General features: G+C 64.9%; 19 protein-coding genes. 5 read left to right on the top strand and 14 right to left on the bottom strand.

Translation table 11 applies throughout. The annotated features are described in order from the left end of the window. A partial coding sequence (locus tag ABD002_RS10610) for a hypothetical protein (protein ID WP_343790714.1) occupies positions 1–260 on the bottom strand: 260 nt, incomplete at its 3' end. A gap of 1,274 nt (positions 261–1,534) precedes the next feature. On the opposite strand from ABD002_RS10610, the gene ABD002_RS10615 reads away from it, so the two are divergent. Further along, positions 1,535–2,290, top strand: a complete 756-nt coding sequence (locus ABD002_RS10615) for a polysaccharide deacetylase family protein (protein ID WP_343790717.1) — start codon at positions 1,535–1,537, stop codon at positions 2,288–2,290. A gap of 103 nt (positions 2,291–2,393) precedes the next feature. After that, on the top strand, positions 2,394–3,947 hold the full coding sequence (locus tag ABD002_RS10620; RefSeq protein WP_343790723.1) for a right-handed parallel beta-helix repeat-containing protein: 1,554 nt from the start codon (positions 2,394–2,396) through the stop codon (positions 3,945–3,947). A 12-nt stretch (positions 3,948–3,959) separates the two neighbouring features. On the opposite strand, the gene ABD002_RS10625 is transcribed toward ABD002_RS10620, so the two are convergent. Continuing rightward, positions 3,960–5,516 (bottom strand): lipopolysaccharide biosynthesis protein, encoded by a 1,557-nt coding sequence (locus tag ABD002_RS10625; RefSeq protein ID WP_343790726.1) that lies wholly within the window; start codon positions 5,514–5,516, stop codon positions 3,960–3,962. A gap of 384 nt (positions 5,517–5,900) precedes the next feature. After that, positions 5,901–6,068: a hypothetical protein gene (locus ABD002_RS10630; protein WP_343791416.1), complete on the bottom strand. Its 168-nt coding sequence runs from the start codon at positions 6,066–6,068 to the stop codon at positions 5,901–5,903. Between ABD002_RS10630 and ABD002_RS10635 the strand changes: the two genes are divergently transcribed. Beyond that, positions 6,027–7,103 carry a glycosyltransferase gene (locus tag ABD002_RS10635; RefSeq protein WP_343791404.1) on the top strand — a complete coding sequence of 359 codons (1,077 nt, stop codon included), beginning with the start codon at positions 6,027–6,029 and terminating at the stop codon, positions 7,101–7,103. The genes ABD002_RS10630 and ABD002_RS10635 overlap by 42 nt on opposite strands. A 26-nt stretch (positions 7,104–7,129) precedes the next feature. On the opposite strand, the gene ABD002_RS10640 is transcribed toward ABD002_RS10635, so the two are convergent. From ABD002_RS10640 to ABD002_RS10660, 5 genes are all read right to left on the bottom strand, one after another. Continuing rightward, positions 7,130–8,140, bottom strand: a complete 1,011-nt coding sequence (locus tag ABD002_RS10640) for an NAD-dependent epimerase/dehydratase family protein (RefSeq protein WP_343790729.1) — start codon at positions 8,138–8,140, stop codon at positions 7,130–7,132. Next, the gene (locus ABD002_RS10645; protein ID WP_343790732.1) at positions 8,137–9,207 is read right to left on the bottom strand and encodes a Gfo/Idh/MocA family protein; all 1,071 of its coding nucleotides are present in this window, start codon (positions 9,205–9,207) and stop codon (positions 8,137–8,139) included. Before ABD002_RS10645 ends, ABD002_RS10640 begins: the two co-directional genes overlap by 4 nt. A 39-nt stretch (positions 9,208–9,246) precedes the next feature. Then, on the bottom strand, positions 9,247–10,434 hold the full coding sequence (locus ABD002_RS10650; RefSeq protein ID WP_343790735.1) for a glycosyltransferase family 2 protein: 1,188 nt from the start codon (positions 10,432–10,434) through the stop codon (positions 9,247–9,249). 9 nt (positions 10,435–10,443) lie between these two features. After that, a complete protein-coding gene (locus ABD002_RS10655; protein ID WP_343790738.1) occupies positions 10,444–11,613 on the bottom strand; it encodes a hypothetical protein in 1,170 nt (389 codons plus the stop codon). A gap of 196 nt (positions 11,614–11,809) precedes the next feature. Continuing rightward, the gene (locus ABD002_RS10660; protein ID WP_343790741.1) at positions 11,810–13,153 is read right to left on the bottom strand and encodes an O-antigen ligase family protein; all 1,344 of its coding nucleotides are present in this window, start codon (positions 13,151–13,153) and stop codon (positions 11,810–11,812) included. A gap of 243 nt (positions 13,154–13,396) precedes the next feature. Between ABD002_RS10660 and ABD002_RS10665 the strand changes: the two genes are divergently transcribed. Beyond that, complete coding sequence (locus ABD002_RS10665) at positions 13,397–14,581, top strand: glycosyltransferase (protein ID WP_343790744.1); 1,185 nt, start codon at positions 13,397–13,399, stop codon at positions 14,579–14,581. Beyond that, positions 14,581–15,099, top strand: a complete 519-nt coding sequence (locus ABD002_RS10670) for a serine O-acetyltransferase (RefSeq protein WP_343790747.1) — start codon at positions 14,581–14,583, stop codon at positions 15,097–15,099. Before ABD002_RS10665 ends, ABD002_RS10670 begins: the two co-directional genes overlap by 1 nt. Positions 15,100–15,197: 98 nt before the next feature. Here the strand turns inward: ABD002_RS10670 and ABD002_RS10675 are convergent, their stop codons facing one another. The 6 genes from ABD002_RS10675 to ABD002_RS10700 form a co-directional block, all read right to left on the bottom strand. Further along, on the bottom strand, positions 15,198–16,712 hold the full coding sequence (locus ABD002_RS10675; RefSeq protein WP_343790750.1) for a hypothetical protein: 1,515 nt from the start codon (positions 16,710–16,712) through the stop codon (positions 15,198–15,200). A 58-nt stretch (positions 16,713–16,770) separates the two neighbouring features. Continuing rightward, positions 16,771–17,925, bottom strand: coding sequence for a glycosyltransferase (locus ABD002_RS10680; RefSeq protein ID WP_343790752.1), 1,155 nt, complete (start codon positions 17,923–17,925; stop codon positions 16,771–16,773). A gap of 271 nt (positions 17,926–18,196) precedes the next feature. Further along, positions 18,197–19,189, bottom strand: coding sequence for a UDP-glucose 4-epimerase GalE (gene galE / locus ABD002_RS10685; protein WP_343790755.1), 993 nt, complete (start codon positions 19,187–19,189; stop codon positions 18,197–18,199). 55 nt (positions 19,190–19,244) lie between these two features. Next, a complete protein-coding gene (locus ABD002_RS10690; RefSeq protein WP_343790758.1) occupies positions 19,245–20,582 on the bottom strand; it encodes a hypothetical protein in 1,338 nt (445 codons plus the stop codon). 73 nt (positions 20,583–20,655) lie between these two features. Further along, positions 20,656–21,435, bottom strand: coding sequence for a P-loop NTPase family protein (locus ABD002_RS10695; RefSeq protein WP_343790761.1), 780 nt, complete (start codon positions 21,433–21,435; stop codon positions 20,656–20,658). Continuing rightward, on the bottom strand, positions 21,432–22,979 hold the full coding sequence (locus ABD002_RS10700) for an XrtA system polysaccharide chain length determinant (protein ID WP_343790764.1): 1,548 nt from the start codon (positions 22,977–22,979) through the stop codon (positions 21,432–21,434). The genes ABD002_RS10695 and ABD002_RS10700 overlap by 4 nt, the downstream gene beginning before the upstream one ends. Positions 22,980–22,997 lie beyond the last annotated feature (18 nt).

The raw sequence follows: 22,997 nt of genomic DNA on the forward strand, positions 1-22,997 counted from the left end.
ACCTGATAATCGATGCCGAGGCCGGATGGCACGCACGGCTGCGATACCAGGGACGGCGGCGGGGGCGGGGACGAAGCAACGTCGAATCCGTCGCTGAAAACACTGTCGGTCGTCGCTGCAGGCTGCGCGGCGCTGGCTGTCGCCGCGAGCTGAAACATCACCAGCAGGGCGAATGAGGTCTTGCCAACCAATGTCACCAGCGGCGAACCACACAATCTTTTTACGTGCCGACTGGCGACGCTTGGAAGGAACTGTTTCATGCAACCCGCTCTTTCAAATCAGGAGGGGCGCAGACTACTGTTCGATTTCTCACTAATACTGTGAACAGGTAAACAGTTGTGTTCCATGAAAAGCGCGGGATTGATTCAAAACATCATGAAAGGTGACGTGCTTCTCATTGTCGGATATTTAACGTTAGCTGCATTTTAACAACCGCTTTTTCGACTTATTTGAAATATTGCAAGTGTCTGATGTGCATGACTTTGCCGGCGTGGTCGTGCCGTTTGGAAGTGATGGGCATCCACTCAAATTCGAGGACTGTATTTGTTGTCTTTTAACGGTTCTGGAAAATATGGCATCTGTGAAATGGCTGCCTCGATAACTGCGCATGAGTTTCGGCCATCGAGGCGGAGGCCTTCGCTGGAATTATTCATTTCGAAGCATTTTCCATCGCGTGTCGGGATTCCGGCAGGCCCCTCGAAGGGCAGGCCGTGAATCGTCTCGGCTGCTGTTTCGGGGTGATGGCAGGCAATTACGCAAGACGCGATTAATTTTGACTGACAGGGGGCGGGCTGATGGATTTCACCGCACGCGACCTGGCGCGTAATGGCAACCGCCTCGGCCGGGGCGGCGCCATGGAGGCCGGGGACGTCCGTGACGAACGAAATCGCCGCATTCGATCCGGTAACGGGCCGATCCCCGGCAGCACGCTTCTCGGGAAGGGGCCGCGCTGTGCTACATCGGGCGCGCGTGGCAAAGTAACGCCGCCTCACTTGGCGGGAGCCTTTCAGCTGCCCGTTGGCAATCCGTGGGATACTCGATCAACGACAATCGAGATCATCGCTGGAGATCGGTAAGAGTCGCGGGTGAAGCTCGATGACTATCTCCGGACATCGGAACGCTACCCGCGTGGTCACGCGACGCCGCGCCCGGTACGATCTCGGCGATGCTGAGCGAATGGCAGTAGGTGCGAACCTGTCGGCACAATACTGCGTCCGACGCAGGAGCGATCGGTGCATCGGATAGAATCGGTGAATGGTGATCCAATCGCCTGGTCGTTGTACATCGACGTCAGGGGGCATGCAGAGTGTCCGTCGCTTACTCGTTGATGCGCACCGTTTGCCGCTGTGTGGCGCCAGCGGGAGATCGTGCACGTTTGCCGATCCTGTTTTATCACCGGGTCCTGCGCAGGTCGGATACCTTGCTGCCGACGGAGCCGGATGCTGCGATCTTCGATGCGCACATGCGTGCAGTCGCGAATGTGTTCAGGGTGCTGCCGCTTGACGAGGCGGTCGACCGACTCGGTTCCGGAACCTTGCCGGCGCGCGCGGCCTGCATAACGTTTGACGACGGCTACCGGGACAATTTCGAGATCGCCGTTCCGATCCTGCGGCGGCATGGTCTCGTCGCGACATTCTTCATTGCCACCGGCTACCTCGGCACCGGGCGGATGTTCAACGATACGGTGATCGAAGTCGTGCGCCGCCTGCCGTTGGGTGAGATAGACCTTTCGTGGATCGGTCTGGCTACCCACAATATCCACGACGACGCATCACGCGCTCGCTTGTTTGCCGAGTTTGTCGGAGCAGTGAAGTATCTGCCTGTCGAACGCCGGCTCGCTGCCTGTGACAGGCTCGCGTCGATCGTGCAGGGCCATCTCCCGGCGGATCTCATGATGACGCCGGAACAGGTTCGCGACCTCGTCAAACATGGCATGTCGGTCGGCGGCCATACCGTCGATCACCCGATTCTCGCAAGCCTTACGGATGAACAGGCGCGCATCCAGATCACCGAGAACCGCAACGATCTCGCAGCGCTGATCGGCACGGCCCCCACCTTGTTCGCATATCCGAACGGCAAGCCGGGTACCGACTACACGATTGCGCATGCACGCATGGTCGAGGAAGCTGGTTACCGCGCGGCCTTCTCGACGGGCTGGGGTGTTGCGACGCGACGCTCCAGCAAGTTCCAGCTGCCCAGGATTGGCCCTCGGGATGTGAACGCCACGCGCTTCATTGCCCGCGTGATCTACAATGTCGGGTCCGCGCGGCCTGCGGTCGAGGCGATTTGAGCCTGATCGCACACACGCTGGAACAGCGGCAGTCTTCGCCGGAAGCCGACGGATTCCAGGGCCTGCCCGACTTCGGTTGTACGACGGCGGAGGTCAAAGCCCCATGTACATTCCGGTCAGCAAATTTCATACGGTCGGTCTGGTCGTCCTGACCTGCGTCGGCCTGGTCGCGCACGCCGGCGGTGGGCCGAAGAGTCGGGTGCGGGTCGCGAGTGCGTCGAATGCCACACTCATGGCGGAGCCTTTCTTTTCGGCGGCGTGCCTGGCGTCCGGTAGAGGGCGCGACTACCAGGTCGGCCCCGGCGCCGGCCAGCTGGCCAGCCTCGACCAGGTGCCCTGGGAAAACCTCGCCGCCGGCGACACCGTACGTATCTTCTATCGCGCCACCCCGTACACCGGCAAGGTCGCGATCAATGCCCACGGCACGGCGAGTGCGCCGGTGCGCGTGTGCGGCGTCAAGGGACCCAATGGCGAGCGTCCGATCATCGACGGCGCCAATGCCGTCTCGCGCCCGAGCCTGTCCTTCGGCCGCTCCAGCGCCAGCACCATCAACCAGCAGCGCGGCATCATCATGCTGGTCGCCAGCCTCGCCGACGGCAACGGCAATCCGACCTACGTCCAGATCGACGGCCTCAAGCTGCAGCACGCGACCTCCGCCTACAGCTACACCGACACCAGCGGCATCGTGCAGCCCTACATGGACTTCGGCGGCTGCATCTGGATCGAGCAGGGCGAGCACATCACGATCGCCGACAACGAGATCACCGATTGCTCGCAGGCGATCTTCAGCCGTTCGGCCGACTGGGCCACCAACTACGTGACCAAGGACATCCGCATCGCCGGCAACACCATGACCAACAACGGGGTGGTCGGTGACATGCACATGCACACCACCTACATCCAGAGCGTGGGCATCACCTACGAGTTCAACCGCTACGGGCCGCTGCGTCCGGGTGCGGCCGGCAACTCGATCAAGGACCGCTCCGTCGGTGCCGTGGTGCGCTACAACCGCATCGAGGACGGGACCTACGGCATCGACCTGGTCGATGCGGAAGACTATGCGCGGACCGCGCTTGCCAACCCTGCCTATCGGACCGCCTTCGTCTACGGCAACCAGTTCGCGTTGCCGGCCACCACGGTCATGCTCCACTACGGCGGCGACCACATCGGCAGCGAAGCCAACTATCGCAAGGGCACCCTGTACTTCTACAACAACACGGTGCACTTCACCGGCACGGCCAATGCGGCCTTCCTGTTCCGCCTGTCGACCACCGATGAGACGGCGCAGGTCTGGAACAACCTCTTCACTTTCGACCCGGGCATCCAGTACCCGGCCATGCGCATCGGCCAGGACGCAGCCGTCGGCTACACCGCCGGCGGCATCCTCAACCTGGGCGCAAACTGGATCACCGCCGGCTGGGCCGACAGCGATCCCTGGCACCCGGTCCCCGGCCAGCTCAACGGCGGCCAGAACATGATCACCGGCGCAATTCCACCGATCGATCCGAGCACCCTGCTGCCACACGGCGGCTCCATCTTCCTCGGCAAGGCGCGCAAGCAATCCGCAGGCGCACCTCCGGTGCAATATCAGCTCGACGCCCGTCTCAGGCCGATGGTCCGCAAATCTGCTGACGATCTCGGCGCCATCGAGCATTGACGGGTTCGCACGCTACGGCGGTGTGTCGGCAGCAGGCGCACGCATCCACCGCTCAAGTCGTTGCAGTATGGCGCGCAGCATCGGAATCCGTGTTGCGACCGAGCCGATGAGTTGCAGGTCGCGCTGATGCCAGGCGCGCAGCAGCACGCTGCTTCCCGCATACGCTGTCGCGTACACGATGCCGGCGATGAACTGGGCGACAAGGTTCGAAGATACGAGCAGAACGGGAAGCGCGGCGAGGGCGCCGCATGCCGCTGCCCCCAGCAGGCGTGCGATTTCCGCGTACGGCAGACGGATCCGCAACATGCGGGTCGTGCCGATCGCGATGGCCAGCGTCACTATGCTGCGCGAAAGAACGTGAGCCCAGATGGCGCCCATCAGACCGTATACGGGAACCAGTGAAAACGCGGTGACCGCCGTGACGACGACATACAGCACGGAGGCCGCCACGCGCGCCTTCTGGTTGTCCGTGGTCGAGAGGACTGCGCCAAACGCCCCTTCGACAAGGGTCAATCCTCCCACCAGAACCATCATCTGCAGCACAAAGGCCGCCTGGCTGAACTTCGCGCCGTACATGATCGCGATGACGGAATTCGCCCAGAGCACGCCGACCCCGGCGAGCAGCAAGCCGAGAAAGACGAAATAGCGCAGCGCGTCGATCAGGATGCGATTGACGCGTTCGATTCCTCCGACACCGAATGCGTGGCTCATCGCCGACATGAGAACGGAGTTCAGACCCGAACACAGCAAGTCGATTCCACCGCGCGTCAGCGCCGCCGCAATGAGGAAGAATCCCACCGCTTCAGGTCCGGCCCACTTGTTGAGCAGGAACGTCTCCAGCGATTTGTTGGTGAGCGCCCCAACCATCGTCAGCACGATGGTCCACCACAGATGTTGGCGGATGCGTCGAGCCAGCACCTGATCCACGGCTTCGTGGCGGGGATGGATCCGAGCTCGCCGCGACAGCACCTGTGCGACGATCGCGTGCCCAAGGCTGACGGCCGCGAACAGCAGCACATAGGCGTTCAACGATGCGCCGGCGACCGCAAGAGCGACGGTGCCAAGCAATCCGAGGATGCTCATCATGCTGGTGGTGGCCGCGTCCATGCCAAACAGCCCGTAGCCCTTCGCGATGGACACGCGGAACAGGTAGTGGGCTTTCGCTACCGCGCTGATCAGCGCGATCGCTGCGAACACCCAGAGATGCCCTGCCCAGCCCGCCGGCTCCAACCAGCGCACGCACGCGCAGAAGGCGAGCGTCACGATGGCAAGGCTCGCGTAGTAGCCCTTCTGCAGCCATCCGTGCACGTCTTCTGCGACCCCGGGGTCACCGCGCCCGAGGCATTCGGACACAAAGCGGATGCCCGAAGTGGTCAGTCCGTTCGTGAAGAAAATGATGAGGACGCCACACAGCCAGACGAGGTACGAGTAGCGGCCGTAATCGGCCGGGCCCAGGCTGCGCGCGATCAGGGTGCTGACCAGCAGTCCGCTGGCGTAGTTCACGTAGGTCGATCCGGTGACCATGAGCACCGACCGGAACACGACCTGCTTGCTGAATGCCTGGGTCATAGCGGCGATTTTTCCTCGGGCCCGACACGCAGTATTCCGGAACTTGACGCCATCGGACGGTCATCCAGAGCGGCAAGGAGTTCGCACAAGACCCGCCAATGGACCGCCTATCGAGCAACGAAAATCACGGTCGCCGGCGACGTCGTGCGGACGCCATTCGGATTGATCGCCAAGAGTTCAACCAGGTTGTCGAACCGGCTTCGCCTGCTCGCATCCTGACGTCAGGACAGCGTGGTGTCGCCGGCTCCCATCGTACCCTGCGTCGCGACGCTCGGCACGCATGCGTCCGGAGCATGCGATTGCAGTAACCGAACCCGCGTGGGCAGGAGCGAAGGTGCCGGAATCGCGTGCAGCCATGTCGTGGCTGCGGGCCGCGCGACCCGACTATGATGTCGGCGCCGGTCCTTCCACAGCCTTGCCTGCCGACCTATGCAACCAGCGCACCCCGCTCGCGATCCGCTGCGCATCATGCACGTGGTGGACAGCCTCGAACGCGGTGGACTGGAGCGTGTGGTTACGGATCTGGCGATCGCGCAGCATCTGGGCGGACATGCCGTCACGGTCTTCAGCATCAACGACAGCGATGGGTTGCTGTCCGAGCTGAGGGAGGCCGGCGTCCGCGTCGTGATGGGCGGCAAGCGCAGGTCGTTCGACCTCGCGGTTCTGCGCAAGCTGCGTGCTGTCACCACGGACGGCGCGATCGATGTCGTCCACTCCCACAACTTCGTGCCCAACTACTACAGCGCCGCGGCCCAGTTCGCGGCACGCCGGAAGCCGACCCTGCTGACCACGTGCCATGACATGGGCACGCGGCTGTCGAACCGCAAACTGCGGCTGTTCTACCGGGTGTCGCTGGCCAGAACGCAGCTCGTGGCCATGGTGAGCCGGCAGGTTTTCGACCACTACATCGGAACGGGCATGGTCAGCCGCGCGCGGGCGCGTATCGTCATGAACGGCATACCGGTCGAGCGCTTCGACGCCTCGGCCGCGCAGCGGGCCTCGGCGCGCCACGCCCTCGGCCTGGCCGACGCGGCGATCGTGATCGGTTGCGTGGGACGTCTGGTGCCGGTCAAGAACCATCGTTTGCTCGTCGAGGTGATGCCCGCGCTCGTCGCCGGCCATCCGGGACTGCACGTCGTGCTGATCGGAAAGGGCGAGCTCGAGCAGGCCCTGCGTGCGCAGGTGAGCGCGTTGGGCCTCGGTGAGCATGTGCGGTTCGCGGGCGAGCGCGCCGATGTCGCGCAGTTGCTCCCGGCGCTCGACATCTTCGCGATGCCATCGCTGTCCGAAGGCCTGTCCATCGCGCTGCTCGAGGCCTGCGCATCGGGACTGGCCATTGTGGCGACCGACGTGGGCGGCAACGGCGAGATCGTCACGGACGGCAGTACCGGCCTGCTGGTTCCATCCGGCGATGCGCAGGCGTTGCGCATCGCGCTCGGCGACCTCGTCGCCGATCCGGCGCGCCGCGCATCGCTTGGCGCAGCGGCACGCGACTGGGTCGGCCGCCATGCCTCGATGTCGGCCTTTTCCGCCAGCTACGATCGACTCTATCGCGAGGCGCTTGGCGAATCTGTCACCGGCGGCTGATGGCCGGCCGCGAACGCGCGGCGGCGCTATTTCGAAGGCGCGCGCGCATCACGGAACGTGATCGCCATTCCATCCGCCGTCGCGATGCGTTGTCGCCAACCGAGTGCCTTGAGGGCGGCATTGGAGTAGCGCAGGGGCCGATACATCGAGCGCACAATATAGGGCGTGAACACCGCGGGCAGCTGCCCCTTCGATTTACGGTGATACCAGACCAGCAGGCGCGAGCCCAGCAGCAGCGCCGGATACGGCACCGGCAGCACGCGAAGCTTCTGCACGTTGGCGCGATAGCCGCGCAGATACGCGCTGCAACTCGGCAGGTCGTCATCGACGACGTTGAACACGCTGCCGGGCGATCCCTTCAGGGTGGCGACGGCAATCGCGTCGGCGCAGTTGTCGACGTAGCTCAGCGGAAGCAGGGCGCGGCCGCCGAGGCTGAAGAACAGGCCAAGCACGCGCAGGCCGACGCGCGGCGACAGGCCGCCGCCACCGGGACCGTAGATGACCCCGGGGCGCACGCGGACGAGGTCGAAGCCGTAGCGCTGCGCGAGTTCCAGAGCCAGCGACTCCTGGCGCGTCTTGGCGTAGCCGTAAGGCCCCTTCTCGATACCGATCGGCTCGACCGGTACCGTTTCGTCGAGCAGCGCGTCCGCCCCGAGTGGCTCGGTGCGGTAGACCGAGAACGAGCTGACCAGCACGATCCGTCGCGCCGCGCCGCGCTGCCCGGCCGCATCGAGCAGGTTGCGAGTTCCGACGACGGTGTTGGCGAACATGTCCGCCGGCGCGCCGCGCATGCCCGCGGCGGCGTGCACGATGCAGTCGACGCCCTCCACCAGCGGGGCGAGCATTCCGCGCGCGAGCAGATTCGCGCCCACCCATTCGATGCGCGCGTGTGGATAGCGCACCTGCAGATCCTCGATCAATCCGCGCGGAGGGCGCTCGCGGACATGCAGGCGCAGATCCGTCGCGCCTTGCGCGAGGAGACTGGCGGCGATGCGCGACCCGAGGAAGCCGCCGGCGCCGGTGACGAGGATCTTCATCGCTCCGCTCCCGTCGCAACGACGATCTGGTCGATCAGGCGGCACACGCGCAGGATGTGTTCGCGCGGCACCGGATCCGGGCCGCGCCCTTCCACCGCATCGTAGAACCGCCCCAGCAATACCCGCAGGCACTGGAAGTAGTGGAACTCGCTGCGCCGGAAGCGGCCCAGGTTGCGCCAGCCACTGCCGGCGAAGCGGCGCGCCTGCGTCCATGCCGGCATCAGGCGTCCGATCGCGCTCGGTTGGGTCTGGCGCGCGCTGCGCACGAGGGTGCGTGCCGCGTAGTCCAGCTCGACGCTGTCCTGCGTGCCCACCACCTTCAAGGTGTGTGCGACCGGCCGACCATGCGCGCTGACCAGTCCGGAAACGGTGACGTCGCCGCTGCGCATGAGGAAGCGCAATTCGTCGGCCATCCCGTCGACGATCGGGTTGCCGGTTTCGGGCCGGCGTCGCAGCGCGAACGCCTTCACGGTGACCTCGTCGCCGAGATGGGCCACGACCTTGGCGAGCACGTGATCGAGCACGTTGTGGAACAGTTTGCCCGGCAGGCGATGCACCCAATGCGTGGCATCGGCCATGACCGCGAGGCCGTAGTCGCCCGACAGGTTGTAGCCGTAACTGGTATCGAGGTGGACGATGTCACCGAGGGCGCCAGTGTCGAGCAATCCCTGCAGCTCGAGCGCGGGAGCTTCGAAGTTGTACAGGTAGTTGACGCCGACGTGCCTGCCGACCCGTTGCGCATGGTCGAGGATCACCTGCGCCTGCGCCGCATCGAGCGCGAAGGGCTTTTCCATGAACACGTGACAACCCGCATCGAGTGCGGCGGCAGCGAGGGCGACGTGCGAGTCGGGCGGGGTGGCGACATGCACGACATCCAGACGTTCGCTCGCGAGCATGCGCGCGAGATCCGAATACTGCGCTGGCACGTTCATCCGCACCGCGAGCTGTTCGGCCATCAGCGGTTCGCGGTCGCAGACCGCGACGATCTCGCCGCGTCCGATCGCGCGAACCTGCTCGATGTGTCCATCGGCGATCTTGCCGCATCCGATCATCCCGATTCTCAGCACCTGTCGCCTCCGATTGCGATCATCATTGCCGGCCTGGAATCAGCGGCGGGTACGGCGCCAGGAGCCGCTGTAACGACCGCTGGCATAGCCCACCGACGCCACCAGGAACGCCCAGTTCAGTGCAAACAGGAATACCGGGATGCGCAGGATCCGCGGTATCGAATGTCCAGCGCGGCTGGCCCGCCAAAGGGCCGCTGCGACCAGATAGCCAGCCAGCTGGAGCAGGCCGAAGTACAACCAGGGCCGCGATTCGAGTCCGAGCAGCAACGATCCCACCAGACCGATCACCAGCAGATGGGGCGCGATCCAGCGCAGCACCTTGTGCGACAGGTACGCGAACGCGGTGCCGATCGAGGTTCGCCACAGGTACTCGGGATGGCGGACCAGCGCCTGGAAATTCCCGATGCCGATGCGCACGCGGCGCCGGTATTCGTCCGTGATCGTCTCCGGCGTGTCCTCCCCGGCCCATGCCGAGGGCTCGTAGACGAGGCGCCATCCCGCGGCTGCCACGTTCATACCGACGCAGAAATCGTCGCAGATCGTGTCCGCGCGCAGCGGCTGCCAGAGTTCGCGCCGGATCGCATAGATCGCGCCGTTCGCTCCGAGCAGACCGCCGATGCGGGCCTCGAAGAACTTGAGGAACTGCTCGACGCGCCAGTACAGGCTGTCCTGGTTGTCTCCACCGGTACGCGCCAGCCGAAGTTCACCGCTCACGCAACCGACGCGAGGGTCGGCAAAGTGCGCGACCAGCGATCGCGCAGCCGCGCTGCCAAAGTGTGTATTGGCATCCGAAAAGATGAGGATTTCCTGGTCGGTGCGCGCGACCAGATCGTTGAGAACGCTGGCCTTGCCCCGGTTGTGCGGAAACACGATGCCGCGCACGCGAGGGTCGTCGAACGCGGCAAGGAGTTCGCCCGTGCGATCGCTGCTGCCATCGGAGCCGACATAGACGTGCAACCGCTGCGCGGGATAGTCGAGCGCCAGCAGGTTCTCGATGCGCGCGGTGATGTGCGCTTCCTCGTTGTGGGCCGCAATGATCACCGCGACGGCGGGAAGGGTGGAGTCGCGCAGCACGTGCGGGTTGCGCGGGTCCGACCCGTGGAGCGCAAGCCGAGCGATGCGCAGCACGCCGGCGATGCAGACGAGGACCAATGGATAGATCAGGTAGGTGTAGAGGACTGCGCCGAAACAGGTCATGACGACGACCTGCAGGATGAGCGCTTCCATCCAGCGGTCTCAGCGGGCGGCGTAGCGCGGACGCGGAATCGCGTAGTCGCGGTAGCGACCCGGATCGCCATCGAGGCCTGCTTCTGCGGCCTTGACGATGTTGTAGGTCTCGCGGGCGCTTACGTAGTGAAGCTTCCATTCGCGGCCATCGTTGTAGCGTGACTCCAGATAGCGGAACGCGCCGTCCATCAACGGGCCGAGCAGGGTATCGGTGTCGCGCTCCTGCGTGCCGTGCGTGTGCACCTTGACGACGATCCATTCGGGGCGCCCCTGCACGTGAATGCCGGTGCGCACCCATGCATCGATGCGGTCTTCGCTGGGCGGACAGCTGGTGCGCACGTCGCCGTTCTCGATGCGCGGGAAGATGCCGGCCTTGCGGCTGCTCCAGCGAAAGCCGAGAGGCCCCTGGATGATCATCAGGTCCCCGACGGCGTGGCCTCCGACGCGCACACGTTCGCCGCGATCATGCGACTTCGGTTGTCGTGGATCATCGGTGGCGTAGTAGATGCGATTGATCGTGCTGGTCTGGCAGGGATCGGGTGCTGCCGGCAAGGTGAAATCCGCGTAGCAACCCTCTTCGCGCAGGATGATCAGCTCGTTGTTCACGCCGCAGCCGGTGCCATTCGGGTGGCTGTTGTCGAGCGCCCAGTTGCCGTGGATGAAACCCCAGCGCAGCTGGCCTGTCTGCGGGTCGCGCGGCAGCGCGTCGTGGCGATCGGTGAGCAGTCGGGTGAAACGACGCAGCTTCTCGCGCAGCCCGGCGTCGGTGTCGTTGTCGTGGTGCAGATGGATCTCGATCTCGCCGAGCCCCATTCTGCAAAGTTCCACAAGCGCATCGATATGTTCGGGACGATATTCCTCTTCCGGGAAGAAGAAGGAATGCACCGGCGGCCGTCCATCGGCATCGCGATGGTTTTCACACAGCTTGGGATAATCCATGCGCCAGCGTGCGACGCGCGCATGTTCGGTTGCCGGATCCGGATTCGCCCAGCCTGGTTCGAAGTGGTCGACGAAACAGAACAGCAGGTGTTTCGTCACTCCGGTCGGGGCCGGAGCCCGCCAGCCCCCGCGCAGGTAACCGAGGAGCCAGCCGGCCACGTTGCGACGGCGGATCAGGATGATCGAGTACGCCAGGCCGACGGTGATCGGTGCGATGAAAAACCAGGGCGATGGGCTCATCGGACTCTTCAGTTGTTGGTCGCGAGCAACAAACGCGGCGTCGATTGGCGCGCTGGCCGGCGATTCGGGAGCCGGCCGGCAAGCACTCGGCGACGGTCCCATCCATGGCGGGCCTGCACCGACACGGACCCCCTGTACAGGGCGGCGAGTCTATCACGAGCACCTTGCCGCATGACTTCGACAGCACCGGCCGTCGTCACGAGCCGAACACGCGGCCCATGACGATGAAGCCGTACACCGTCACGACGGCTGCCAGCATGCTCAACGCCGTCATTCCGAGCCACGGCTGCGGTGCCCATGAAGTGGTTTCGTTGTTTTCGGAGGTGCGTCGAACGCACCAGGCGGCACTCGCGCAGAGCGCCAGCAACAGGTACAGCTCGGGTTGGTAGGTGCGCGAAAGGAACCAGGCGCAGGTCAGGAAGCCGATCAGTGAATAGCGCAGCGCGCTCGTGATCCGGTGCTCGAACGATCCCGCGGGTGTTCGTCTTACCGCTTCCCCCAGTTCCCGAAAAGCCACGACCAGCAGCGCGGTCCATGCGAAGAAGCCGAGCAAGCCGAGTTCGGAGAAACACAGGACGAAGGAGTTGTGTGCGGTCCGCTCCGGATGGAAGTCCGTGAAGCTGCCATAGCCTACGCCAAACAGCGGATGAGCCTTGAGCATCTGGATTCCGGAATACCAGGCTTCGATACGGTCATTCGCCGATTCCTCTCCGGTGGAAAAACGGCGCCCGCCACTGAAATCGGCGGCATTTACGCCGACAGCGACCACGATGGCCAGCAGCGCCATGCGTGTCGTGCCGAGCATTCGCCGCATGCCGAAAATGAAGATGGCGGCGAGCCCGAGCAGCCCGCCGCGCGAGTGCGTCAGATAGAGCGAATACAACAGCGTCGCGGTAGGCACGCCGATCAGGACCATGTTCCGCAAACCACGCCCGCGACGCCAGGTCACCCACAGCAGCGGCAGCACCACGATGATGGCCTGGGCGAGGTCGTTCGGATCGTTGAGGAATCCCAGATAACGCACCCGCCACAACGTTTCGCCGGACGTATCCTCCGCTGGAGCCGTGGGCACATTGATCGGGGCCAGCGCGTCCTCGGCATCGGTGCTCTGGCTCAGCACCAGTTGATCCATCATGAAGCCGTCGTGGTAAGCCGCAATGGTGAGTGCGGAGATCACGAGCATGCACAACACGATGACCGTACAGGTGCGTCTGACGCGCGCGATGGAAGTAAGGTTGAGGCAGGTCAACACGAACAGCATCGCAGCGGTGCTGAATTCGACCAGTGCGTCGATGGCGCCGCCGAGCCACATCCTGGCCAGCAACGAGGCGGCGATCGCCGCGGTGAGCAGGAGCATCAAACCGAGGAACAGCGGTCTGGCTGCGATCTCACGCCGGGCGCCGGCGCGACCCGCCGCGAAAATGAAGGCGAGGGCCCACAGCCAGAGCATCGGCCGGTAGTCCGCCAGGTCGGGAGCGTACGTCTCGATCGGACGAAGATAGGTGAGGACCAGATAGAGGAGATAGAGGGCGTAGCTCATGCCGGATGGCAATCACGTTGGTCCGGCGCGTGCGATCCACACGGCCACGCCACATGACCGCGCGCGGCGTGTGTGTCGTGACGTGGGCGCCCCGGAAGGGCCGGCTGGGGGTGATCGACGGCGCGGAGCGCAATCAAACGCCGCGCCGGCCTGCTAAGCTCGCAAACCATGACCTCTCCCGCGGCTGCCGGTATCCATGTGGCCATGAACGAGAATACGCCGCCCGCCCCTGAAACAGTCCCGGTGCGCCGGGTACTTTATCACCACCGGACACAGGGCAAGGCGGTGGAAGGCGTTCATATCCGCGGGATCGCGGATGCGCTGCGCGCAGAAGGCGTCGCTGTCGACATCATGTCGCTGCCGGGCGCCGATCCGTATGCAAGCCCCAAGTCGATGTCGCCCACCCGGCAGGCGCGATGGTGGATGCGGTTGCTGTCCAGGTGTCCGGAACCGTTGTTCGAGCTCGCCGAGGTGGCCTACAACCTGATCGCCGGCGCGCGCATCCTCGCCTACCTGCTCCGCAACCGCGACGTGGATTTCATCTACGAGCGCTACTCGTTGTTCATGTTTGCACCGGTGCTGGCGGCGCGCTGGCGGAAGCTGCCGATCATTCTCGAAGTCAATGATTCGGCCACCGTGTTCCGGGTGCGGCCGCTGTTCTTCCAGCGGCTCGCGATGGCGATCGAGCGTTGGGTATTCCGCCGCGCGGCCGGACTGGTTTTCGTTTCCGGCGTGTTCCGTGATCGCGCACTCGCTGCACACGGCGCCATCGCGCCCACGATCGTGACGCCGAACGCCGCCAACATCGCCGACTTCAGTTTCACCGCTGAACAGCGCGCGACCGCGCGCGAGAAATGGAAGCTCGATGGTCATGTGGTGTGCGGCTATCTCGGTGCGTTCGTGCCCTGGCATGCGATCGACGACTTCGTGCGCCGCATCGCGGCGCAGTTGGGTTCGGCGCCACATCTGAAGTTGCTGCTGGTTGGTGACGGCGCCACGTTCTCTGCACTCAACACCTACATTCAGGAGCACGGGCTTGAACAACGCGTGGTCCTGACCGGCCGTGTCGCACACGATGCGGTACCGGGTCTGCTCGCCGCAATGGATATGGCGATCCTGCCGAACGCGGGCGATTACACCTCGCCGGTCAAGCTGTTCGAGTTCATGGCCTGCGCGGTGCCGCCGGTCGCGCCCGATTTCGAACCGATAAAGGAAGTCGTGCGTGAAGGCGAAACCGGTTGGATGTTCAAGGCCGGTGATCTCGATGCGGCGGTGCAGGCCGTCCTCGAACGCAGCCGGGATGACGCGGGCCTCAAACGGGTCGGCGCTGCGGCGCGCGCCTATGTCGCGGCCGAGCGGCAATGGCGCAACAACATACTCCAGCTCGTCGGCTTTCATCTCGCGCTGAAGAAGCGGGAGTGCACGTGATGAATCTGCTGGCCGATCTGCGGGCCAAGCAGGCGCTGTACTCGCAGTATGGGCAGTCGTGTTCCCTGGCCAGGGCGATCTTCGCCGACGGCACATTGGCCAATGCGCTCTACCGCATGCAGGCCGCGCTGGTGCGCTGGCGTCTTGCACCGCTGGCGTTGCTGCCGCACTGGTTGAACAAATGCCTCAACGGCTGCGTGCTCGGCGTGCATGCGCAATTCGGCCCGGGTCTCGTGCTGATCCACCCGGTGGGTGTGGTGATCAATTCGGCAGTGCGCGGCGGACGCAACGTGTGGATCGAGAGCGGCGTGGTCATCGGCGACAACCGTGGCCGCACGCCCATGCTGGGCGACGACATCTTCATCGGTTCCGGCGCGAAGATCATCGGTGGCGTCACCCTGGGGACAGGCGCGCGGGTTGGTGCGAATGCGGTGGTGCTGGAAGACGTCGCACCGGGTGTGACGGTCGTCGGCATTCCTGCCCGGCCGGTCGACGCGAGGCGCACTGCCGCCACATAGCCTTGGCGCAGTCGTCCGCGCATATCCTGGCGACGCGTGTGGGAAGCCACGGTGAGGGACGGCGCAGTCCGGATCCTCGGTTGCCGAAAATCCCTGCTCTATGCGGCCGTCGCTGCGAGGCCGGCCTCTGCACGCGGGAGATTGGGCGTCGCTTCCCAGGCTTCGTTGAGAATGCGCCCGTGCATCACGGCCGGGACCGGCAGCCCCAGCAGCGTCAGCACGGTCGGCGCGACATCGAGATTCGTGCAGTCGGCCAGCTGCACACCGGGTCGGATTCCGCTGCCGATGAAGGCCAGCAGCCCGGCCGGGTGGTGCATGCCCTGCTTGGTGGTCGGCGTGTCGGTCGCGAACAATTCATCGATGGCATAGCCGGCAGGCTGTGCGCGTTCACAGAGCGGGAAGTGGTAGCGGATGCCGGCAGGCTTGTCCGCCAGACCGAGGGGAGTGACGGTGAGCAAGTCCGCGGTCTCCTCGACGCTGATGGCAGCCTCTTCCCTGCCGGCGACGATGCGCTTCGCCGCCTGGAATTGCTCGCGCAGTTGCGTGCGCCTGGATCGGTCCGGGATGCGCAGGTTCCACTGCGGAACCATCGTCGGTACCACATCGAGTATCCCGTCACGACCGGTGATGTCGAGAATGCGTTCGATGTCGAGGAATCGGACGACGATCTTTCCGGACTGATAACGCTCGGTCACGAACGGCTGCTGGCCCATGCTGGATGCGACGACCAGCACGGTGTCGTCGTCGATCAGCCGCAGGAAGTCCCCGATCAACCGGTCGCACACGCGATATCCATACGGAACGGCGTCTCCGAACTGCGCGCGCTCCGCCGCGGTCGCCTGCACTGCAAAGCCATTGTCGTCCCATGCGCGCCAGTAGTGATGCATGTAGTGGGCCGCATGGTTGGTGTGCCAGGTCGCGAAATCCGGCTGGAACTTGCGGTACAGGTGCGCGAAGAAATCGAAATTGAGCAGGGGCTGCAGGCTGACCCGGCGCCACTTGTGGGAGCTGGAAACACGTTCCAGCACGAGTTGGCGGGCAACCGCGTACAGGGTGCGCATGCGCAGGCCCAGACGCAGGAGGTCGAACGCATTGCGCACCGCTCCGAACGCGGTGACCGACTTGCCGGTGCGGTTGTGCAGACTCGTACCGAGACGGTTGAGTGCCTGGATCGGCCGCAGCGAATCCGGATAGGTATCGTCGCTTGGTGCGAAAGGCCCGGGCACGATGAAACCCTCGACCGGGCGTGGCGGAAAGGCGCTGATGCTGCCGAAGACACCGACCGATCGACCGCCTTCCGCCGCATAGTCCCACAGCCGCGGCGCGGAAATACTGGCGGCGTCCTGCTCGAGGACCGCGGCGCCGTGAACCTCGCGCGGAACTCCGGTGTGCAGCGTGACCCAGGTGATCCAGGGGTCCAGATGCGGCGGATGCTCGACAGCGGTCTGAGTGGCCCAGGCACCGGCTGTGCGCAGACGCTGGAAATTCGGCAGATACGCCTGACCGTGTTGCGCAGTCAGGCGATCAACCACGCGCCAGTTGACTTCGTTCAACTCGAGCAGCAGGACTTTCTTGGTGCTGTGCACGGCGGACGTCCTGACAGACGGCTTCATCATGATGCTCCGAAAACCGTGCACAGGACAACCGCAGGCGTGTTTTCGATCCTTGCGTTCAGGTCATCCGCCGACGGGCTGCGGCGGAGAGGACGCGCTCGCACACGCCCAGCGTCTCGGTGGCCACGTCATCCCAGGTCCGCTGCATCGACGCGGCCATGGCGGCGCGGTCCCAGCGCGATGCCAGCGCGGTTTCCAGCGCCGCGCGCAACGCGAGCGGATCGCGCGGCCGGATCAGGATGCCGTTCGTCGCGTTGACGATCTCGCGAGTACCGCCGACATCGGTCGCGACCACCGGGCAGCCGCAGGCGATCGCCTCGACGACGACGTTGGGATAGCCTTCCGACCAGCTCGGCAGGGTCAGCACATCCGCCGCGCCTATCCATTCGGCGACTTGCTCCGGCATCAGTCCGCCCGGCATCACGACGTGATCGCTCAGGTTGGCCGCGCGCACCAGGTCGATCAGTTCCTGGCGCATCACGCCGGCTCCGACGAGCGCGAGCCGAACCCGCGGGTCGGCTGCGCTGAGCAGCTGGAATGCCGCGAGCAGTTCGCGCATGCCCTTGGCTTCGACAAAGCGGCCGACATAGACGATCAGGCGAGCGTCGGACGCGATCGCCAGGCGCGCTCGCATCACCGATTGCGGGCGCGGATGAAACACCGCGGTGTTGTAGCCGTTGATGATCGTGTGCACCTTGTCGGGCGCCGCGCCGAAGTCCGTGATCGCGGTCTGCCGCATTGCCTCGCTGACGGTCACGAGCGCATCGACTCCCGCAATCGTGTGGCGGGTCATGAGCCGGTTGAATCCGGACCGCACGTGGATGTCGGAGCCGAGTGCACCGATCACGCACGGCAGCCCGAGCGCGCGCGCGCTGCGCAGCGCCGCGTACCCGTCCGGATAGATCCAGTAGGCTAGAACCAGGTCAGGCGCGAACTGGCGCAACCGGGGTGTGAGTGCGCGACTGCCGACAAAGCCGTTGAGCGCGCGCGACAGTCCCGGAATGGCCGGATAGGAGAACGTCTCGAGTTCGATCCCCGGAAGGCGGTAGTCAGCTCCAACACGGCCGGGCAGGACGCTGCGCGGTGCAAGCCCCGGAACGCGCGGATAGCGCATTTGTGCGAGGAAGACGCGAACCTGGGTCTGGCGCGAGAGCGAGCGGGCGATCTCGTGGATGTAGCGACCGCGCGCAGGGTCGAACGGCGTGGGCAGCATGGGTGTTACGAGAGCGATTCGCAGCATGGTGTCCGTGATTGCGGAGGCGAAAAGTCATGGCGCGGCCAATGCGGCAGCGAGTCCGTAAATCGCTAGTAGCTGCCTTCGCGCACAGCGTTCCGTAAGCCTGTCGCCGCCGCGCGCGGCGGTCGCCGCCATGTCGTGACGGGCGTCAGGACCCGCGGTGCGCGAGGGGGACAGGAGTCGCGTTGACGTGTCGATCTGCGATAGCAACGCGGTGGATGGGCACCGCCTCTGCCTGCGTGGCGACTCATGCGTTCACACGGGGCGCCGACCGCTGCTCCCATGCCAGGGCGGTGCGCACGATGAATTCCAGATCGTCGTACCGCGGTTGCCAGCCGAGGATCGCTTTCAGGCGGTCGCTGCATGCGACCAGCGCCGGCGGATCGCCGGCACGGCGCGGTACCTCGACAACATTGGCGAGCCGTTGGCCGCTGACGTGCTCGATCGCATGGATGACCTCGCGCACGCTGTACCCATGCCCATATCCGCAGTTCAGCGTCAACGACCGGCCGTCGATGCGCAGATGATCCAGTGCGGCGAGATGGGCGGCCGCCAGGTCGTCGACGTGGATGTAGTCGCGGATGCAGGTGCCATCCGGAGTGTCATAGTCGGTGCCGAAGATCGACAGCTGCGCGCGCTTGCCGACCGCGTGCTCGCAGGCCACCTTGATCAGCAGGGTCGCGTTCGGAGTCGACTGGCCGATACGTCCGCCCGGATCGCAGCCGGCGACGTTGAAGTAGCGCAGGATGACGTGGCGCAGGGCACTGGCTGCGGAAACATCGCGCAGCATCGTCTCGCTCATCAGCTTGGAGCTGCCGTAGGGATTGATCGGCGCGGTCGGCGTGTCTTCGTCGGCGATGCCCGATGCCGGCATGCCGTAGACCGCCGCGGTCGATGAAAAGACGAAGTGCCGTACTCCGGTCGCCGCGCAGCAGGCGAGCAGGTTGCGGGTCGCGCAGGTGTTGTTGCCGTAGTACTTGAGCGGGTCGCTGACCGATTCGGGCACGACGGTGTGCGCAGCGAAGTGCATCACCGTGTCGATCGCGTGGTCGGCGAGAATGCGCACAACCAGATCGCGGTCACCGGTGTCGCCGACGATCAGTTCGCCTCCGAGCACCGCTTCGCGAAAACCGGTCGAGAGGTTGTCGAGCACGATCACGCGTTCGCCGCGCTCGCTGAGCTGGGCGACGACGTGGCTGCCGATATAGCCGGCGCCGCCGGTCACGAGGATCGGATTCATGGTTTCGGTGGCGTCGTGTGTTGCGCGTGTCCGCGGCAGAAGTGTCAGGGCTGCATCAACGCGTGTACGCGACGCCGAAATAGATGATGTTCTGGCTCGCGCCCTGGCCCGGCACCGTGCTGTCGCGCTTGTAGTGGGCCAGGTTCAGGCGCCAGCTCCAGTGGCGTGCCCATTGCTGAAGCAGAAATACGCCGAACGTCAGGTCCTTGTCGGTGCGAGCGATGGCGCTATAGCGCACATGATCCGCGGTGACGTTGGCGCCGAGCGTCAGCTCCGGTCGCAGCAGCCAGGTCGCGACCACGTCACCGCCGCGCACGCTCCGTTTCAAGTTGCCCTGGCTGGGAACCAGCCCCTCATTCAGATAGTCGAGCTTGTCGTAGAACGCCTCGGCGCCGATCGCGCCCTGCGCGACCCGATAGGTGTAACCAAGGTTGACGCGGCTCTCCAGGTAGGGCGCCGAACTGGTGACCACACCACCGGTCGCGATACTGGTTGGAATCGGCAAGCCGAGGCTCGGCTTCACGCGCAACTCCACGGTGTCGATCATGCCGGATGCGGCATCGGAGTACTGGTGCGCCGCGGTCAGTGTGACGGTGCTGCGTTCGCTCGGTCGCCAATCGGCGTTCGCACGCAACAGCGGTTTGGCATGGCTTCCAAACGGAGGTCCGCTGTCGATCGACGTGTAGCCGAGGTCGACCGCGTAATCGAACAAGCGCAGGCTGCGCGCGTAGCGCGCGTACAGGTTGTAGCGGTCGTAGTTCGGGCCACTGCCCGAATGGGTGAAGTTGACGTGTTCGACCTGCACGTTGCCCGACAGCTGGCTGGTCGCACTCAGGTCCTTGATGATGCGCAAGGCGCCGGCCAGGCGATTCGAGTCGAATTCGCGCGTCTCCTCCGCGTAACTGTTGATGTAGCGTAGTTCGGCCTGGCCGTGCGTGGTTGAGCCGAGCCGGAAATTCAGGTTCGGTCCGACCGCGATCACATTGGTCTGCTGCACATTGGTGGGTGTATTGACGAGCAGTGTGTTGATCGGCTGCACACCCAGGTAGTCCTCGACGACCAGGCTGAGCCGCTCCGGCAGCATGACCCAGTTCAGGTGGCCGCCGAGCTGGCTGCGCAGCTCGTTGCCGAAGGCGCCGCCCAGATAGTCGCGGTATTGGAGGATGCCCTCGGCACGTGCCTGGACGTCCGAGCCCTCCTCGGCGAACGTGAAGCCCAGCGCCGGCTCCAGGATGTTCTGCGAGATCGGATTGTTCTCGCTCAGGTTGACGTTGTCGTTGTGTTCGATGCCTAGTTCGAGCCGGTAGTCGAAGCGTGCGGCATGCGCCTGGGTCCATGCGACGACGGGAATTATCAGGCCGAGCACGCGCCCGGCAGAACGAAGCAGCGCCATATCGTTTCCTCCCTTTCTCGATACCGTACCGATGGCCGTTGGCCCGCCTCAGTGCGTGCTGGTGGTTTCGGTCCTAAGGAATATGGTTGAACACCACGCCTGCCAGTTTGTTCGGGTCGAAGTTGGCGACGGCCTTGTTGATCGCGGCCGGTGTATCGCGGCCGTAGCCCACCACCAGCACGACGAAATCGGCAAGGTCGGCAAGTATCCGCGCATCCGGCGACCCCCTCACCGTCGGCCCATCGAGGAACAGGTAGCGGTCCGGATAGCGGCTGCGCAGCGAGTCGAGTGTTGCACGCATGCGGAACGACGAAAAATACTCACCACCCAGCTCGCGTCGCGCGCCGGTCGGGATCAGGCGCAACCGTGGTATGCCGGTGTGATAGAGAATCTTCTCGATGCCGATACCGGGATGGTCGAGATAGTCGATGAGTCCGCCGTTGGCCGGCTCCACGCCCAAGGCGCCATGTTGCGCCGGGTGGCGCAGATCGCAGTCGATCAGCAACGCGGTCCGGGTGTCGTCGAACGCGAACGCCGCGGCGAGGTTGCGCGCCACGAAACTCGCGCCCGAGCGCGGACTGATCGATGCCACCATGGTCACGAAGTTCTGCTCGCCACCCAGGGCGAGCAGTCGGGTGCGCATCTCGCGGAACGCGTCGGCCTCCTTGCGGGCCGACTCGTCGCGATGGATCATCCGGCGCTGCTCGAGCGCGCGCGGAGTCAGGGGATGAGGCTCGGTGATCCTCGCGATCGACAGGCTGGAGCCGGCGCGTCGGCCAATATCGCTGGCCGCGGCACCGAGCGCTGCGCCGACATGATCGGGAACCTCGGAGTTGTCCGGCGAATGGGTCATGAGTTGCCCGCCAGTCTGATCCAGTACGTCAGGCCGTACGCGGCAAGCGTCGCGATCACCAGCAGCGCCGCCAGCGACATGCGGGTGCGATCACGGAGGCGGTCGCGCGAAGTCGTGTAGGCAGGTACCGTCGCCATCACCGTGATGCCGGTCAGGCGCTCGAGCTGCGGCGCCGAGAGAACGCGCGGATCGAAGCGCACCCGCGCAAACAGAAGCCCGAGCGGAACCGCCACCGCGAGCACCAGCCCGCCCAGAGCAAAATGCATCAGGCGCAGCCCTGAGGGGCGCTGCGGCATGACCGCAGGATCCTGGATGCGCAGCGTGAGGCCGCGTTGTTCCTCGTCCATGACCATCGATACGCGCGCATTTTCGCGTCGCTTGAGCAGGTCCTGGTAGATGTCGCGGTTGACCTCGTAATCGCGGGTCAATTCGGCCAGGGCCCCCTCGGAGGCGGCGATGCGCCGGCTGCGCTCCATCTCGTCCTTCAGCATCGATTCGGCAGCACTCATGCGTGAGCGCGTGGCGGCGGTTTGCGCGCGTGCCTGGCCAAGGCGGTTCCGAAGATCCTGGTAGTGCGGATTGAATTGCGCATTGTCGAATGGATTTTTCGCGGAGGCATCCGACTGGGTGTTCTTGCGTTGTCCCTCGGCGGCCAGCTGGCGCTGGAGGTCCTGCATCTGGTGTCGCGTGCGGACCACGTCCGGATATTGCTCGGTGTAGGTCAACAGCAGTCGGTCCAACTGTGCCTGCAGGTCGACCAGCTGGGCGCGATACAGGCCCTCGCGGGTCTGCACGGCCGTCACCTGGGATTCTCCGGAGAGCTGTGCGGCCAACGCACCCTCGCCGGACTGCTGTTCCATCAGGCTCATGCGCGCCTGCTCGATTTCGGTGCGCAGGGCGCCGATGCGCGCGTTCGCGTCGGTTGCGCTGCCCGGCTGCGCATCCGCGTTCGCCGAGCGGTACTTGAGCAGGCTGGCCTCGGCGTCGGTCAGTTTCTTGTGATAGTCCTTGACCTGGTTGTCGATGAATTCGAACGCCTCGCGGCTTTCGCGCTCCTTGGTAGCGCGGCTTTCCTGGATGAACAGCGCGGCCATGCGTTCGGTGATGTCGAACGCGCGCTTGCGGTCGGTGTCGCGATAGGTGATCTGGATCAGGTCCGGACGGGGGCTGGTGATGCTGGTGCGATCCTTGATCTGCTCGATGATCTTGTCCTGCGCCACGGGCGATGGATTCTGGGCCGCCCAGCCGCCGGTCTTGAGCAGTTCGGTCATGACCTTCTGACCGAACACGACCTGGCGCGCCAGGCCTGCACGATCCTTGTTGCCGGTCGGAACCGCGCGTCCTTCCATCAGCGGCTGGATGATGTCGCTGGCCTGGGCCAGGATCGTCGTCGATGCGGTGTAGGTCTTGGCCCAGAGCGCGCCGATGACCAGCGCCACCAGGGCGATGATCGCGAACAGGATCGCCAGCGTCACGCCGTGTCTGCGCCCCTCCCTGTACAGGGCCGGTACGATTTCGGCAGCGGGAACCAGGTCGGTCGTCATCGACCCGCATTCCTTGAC

Origin of the sequence: Dokdonella soli (genome assembly GCF_039523175.1) — a bacterium.
GTDB classification, from domain to species: Bacteria; Pseudomonadota; Gammaproteobacteria; order Xanthomonadales; family Rhodanobacteraceae; genus Dokdonella_A; species Dokdonella_A soli.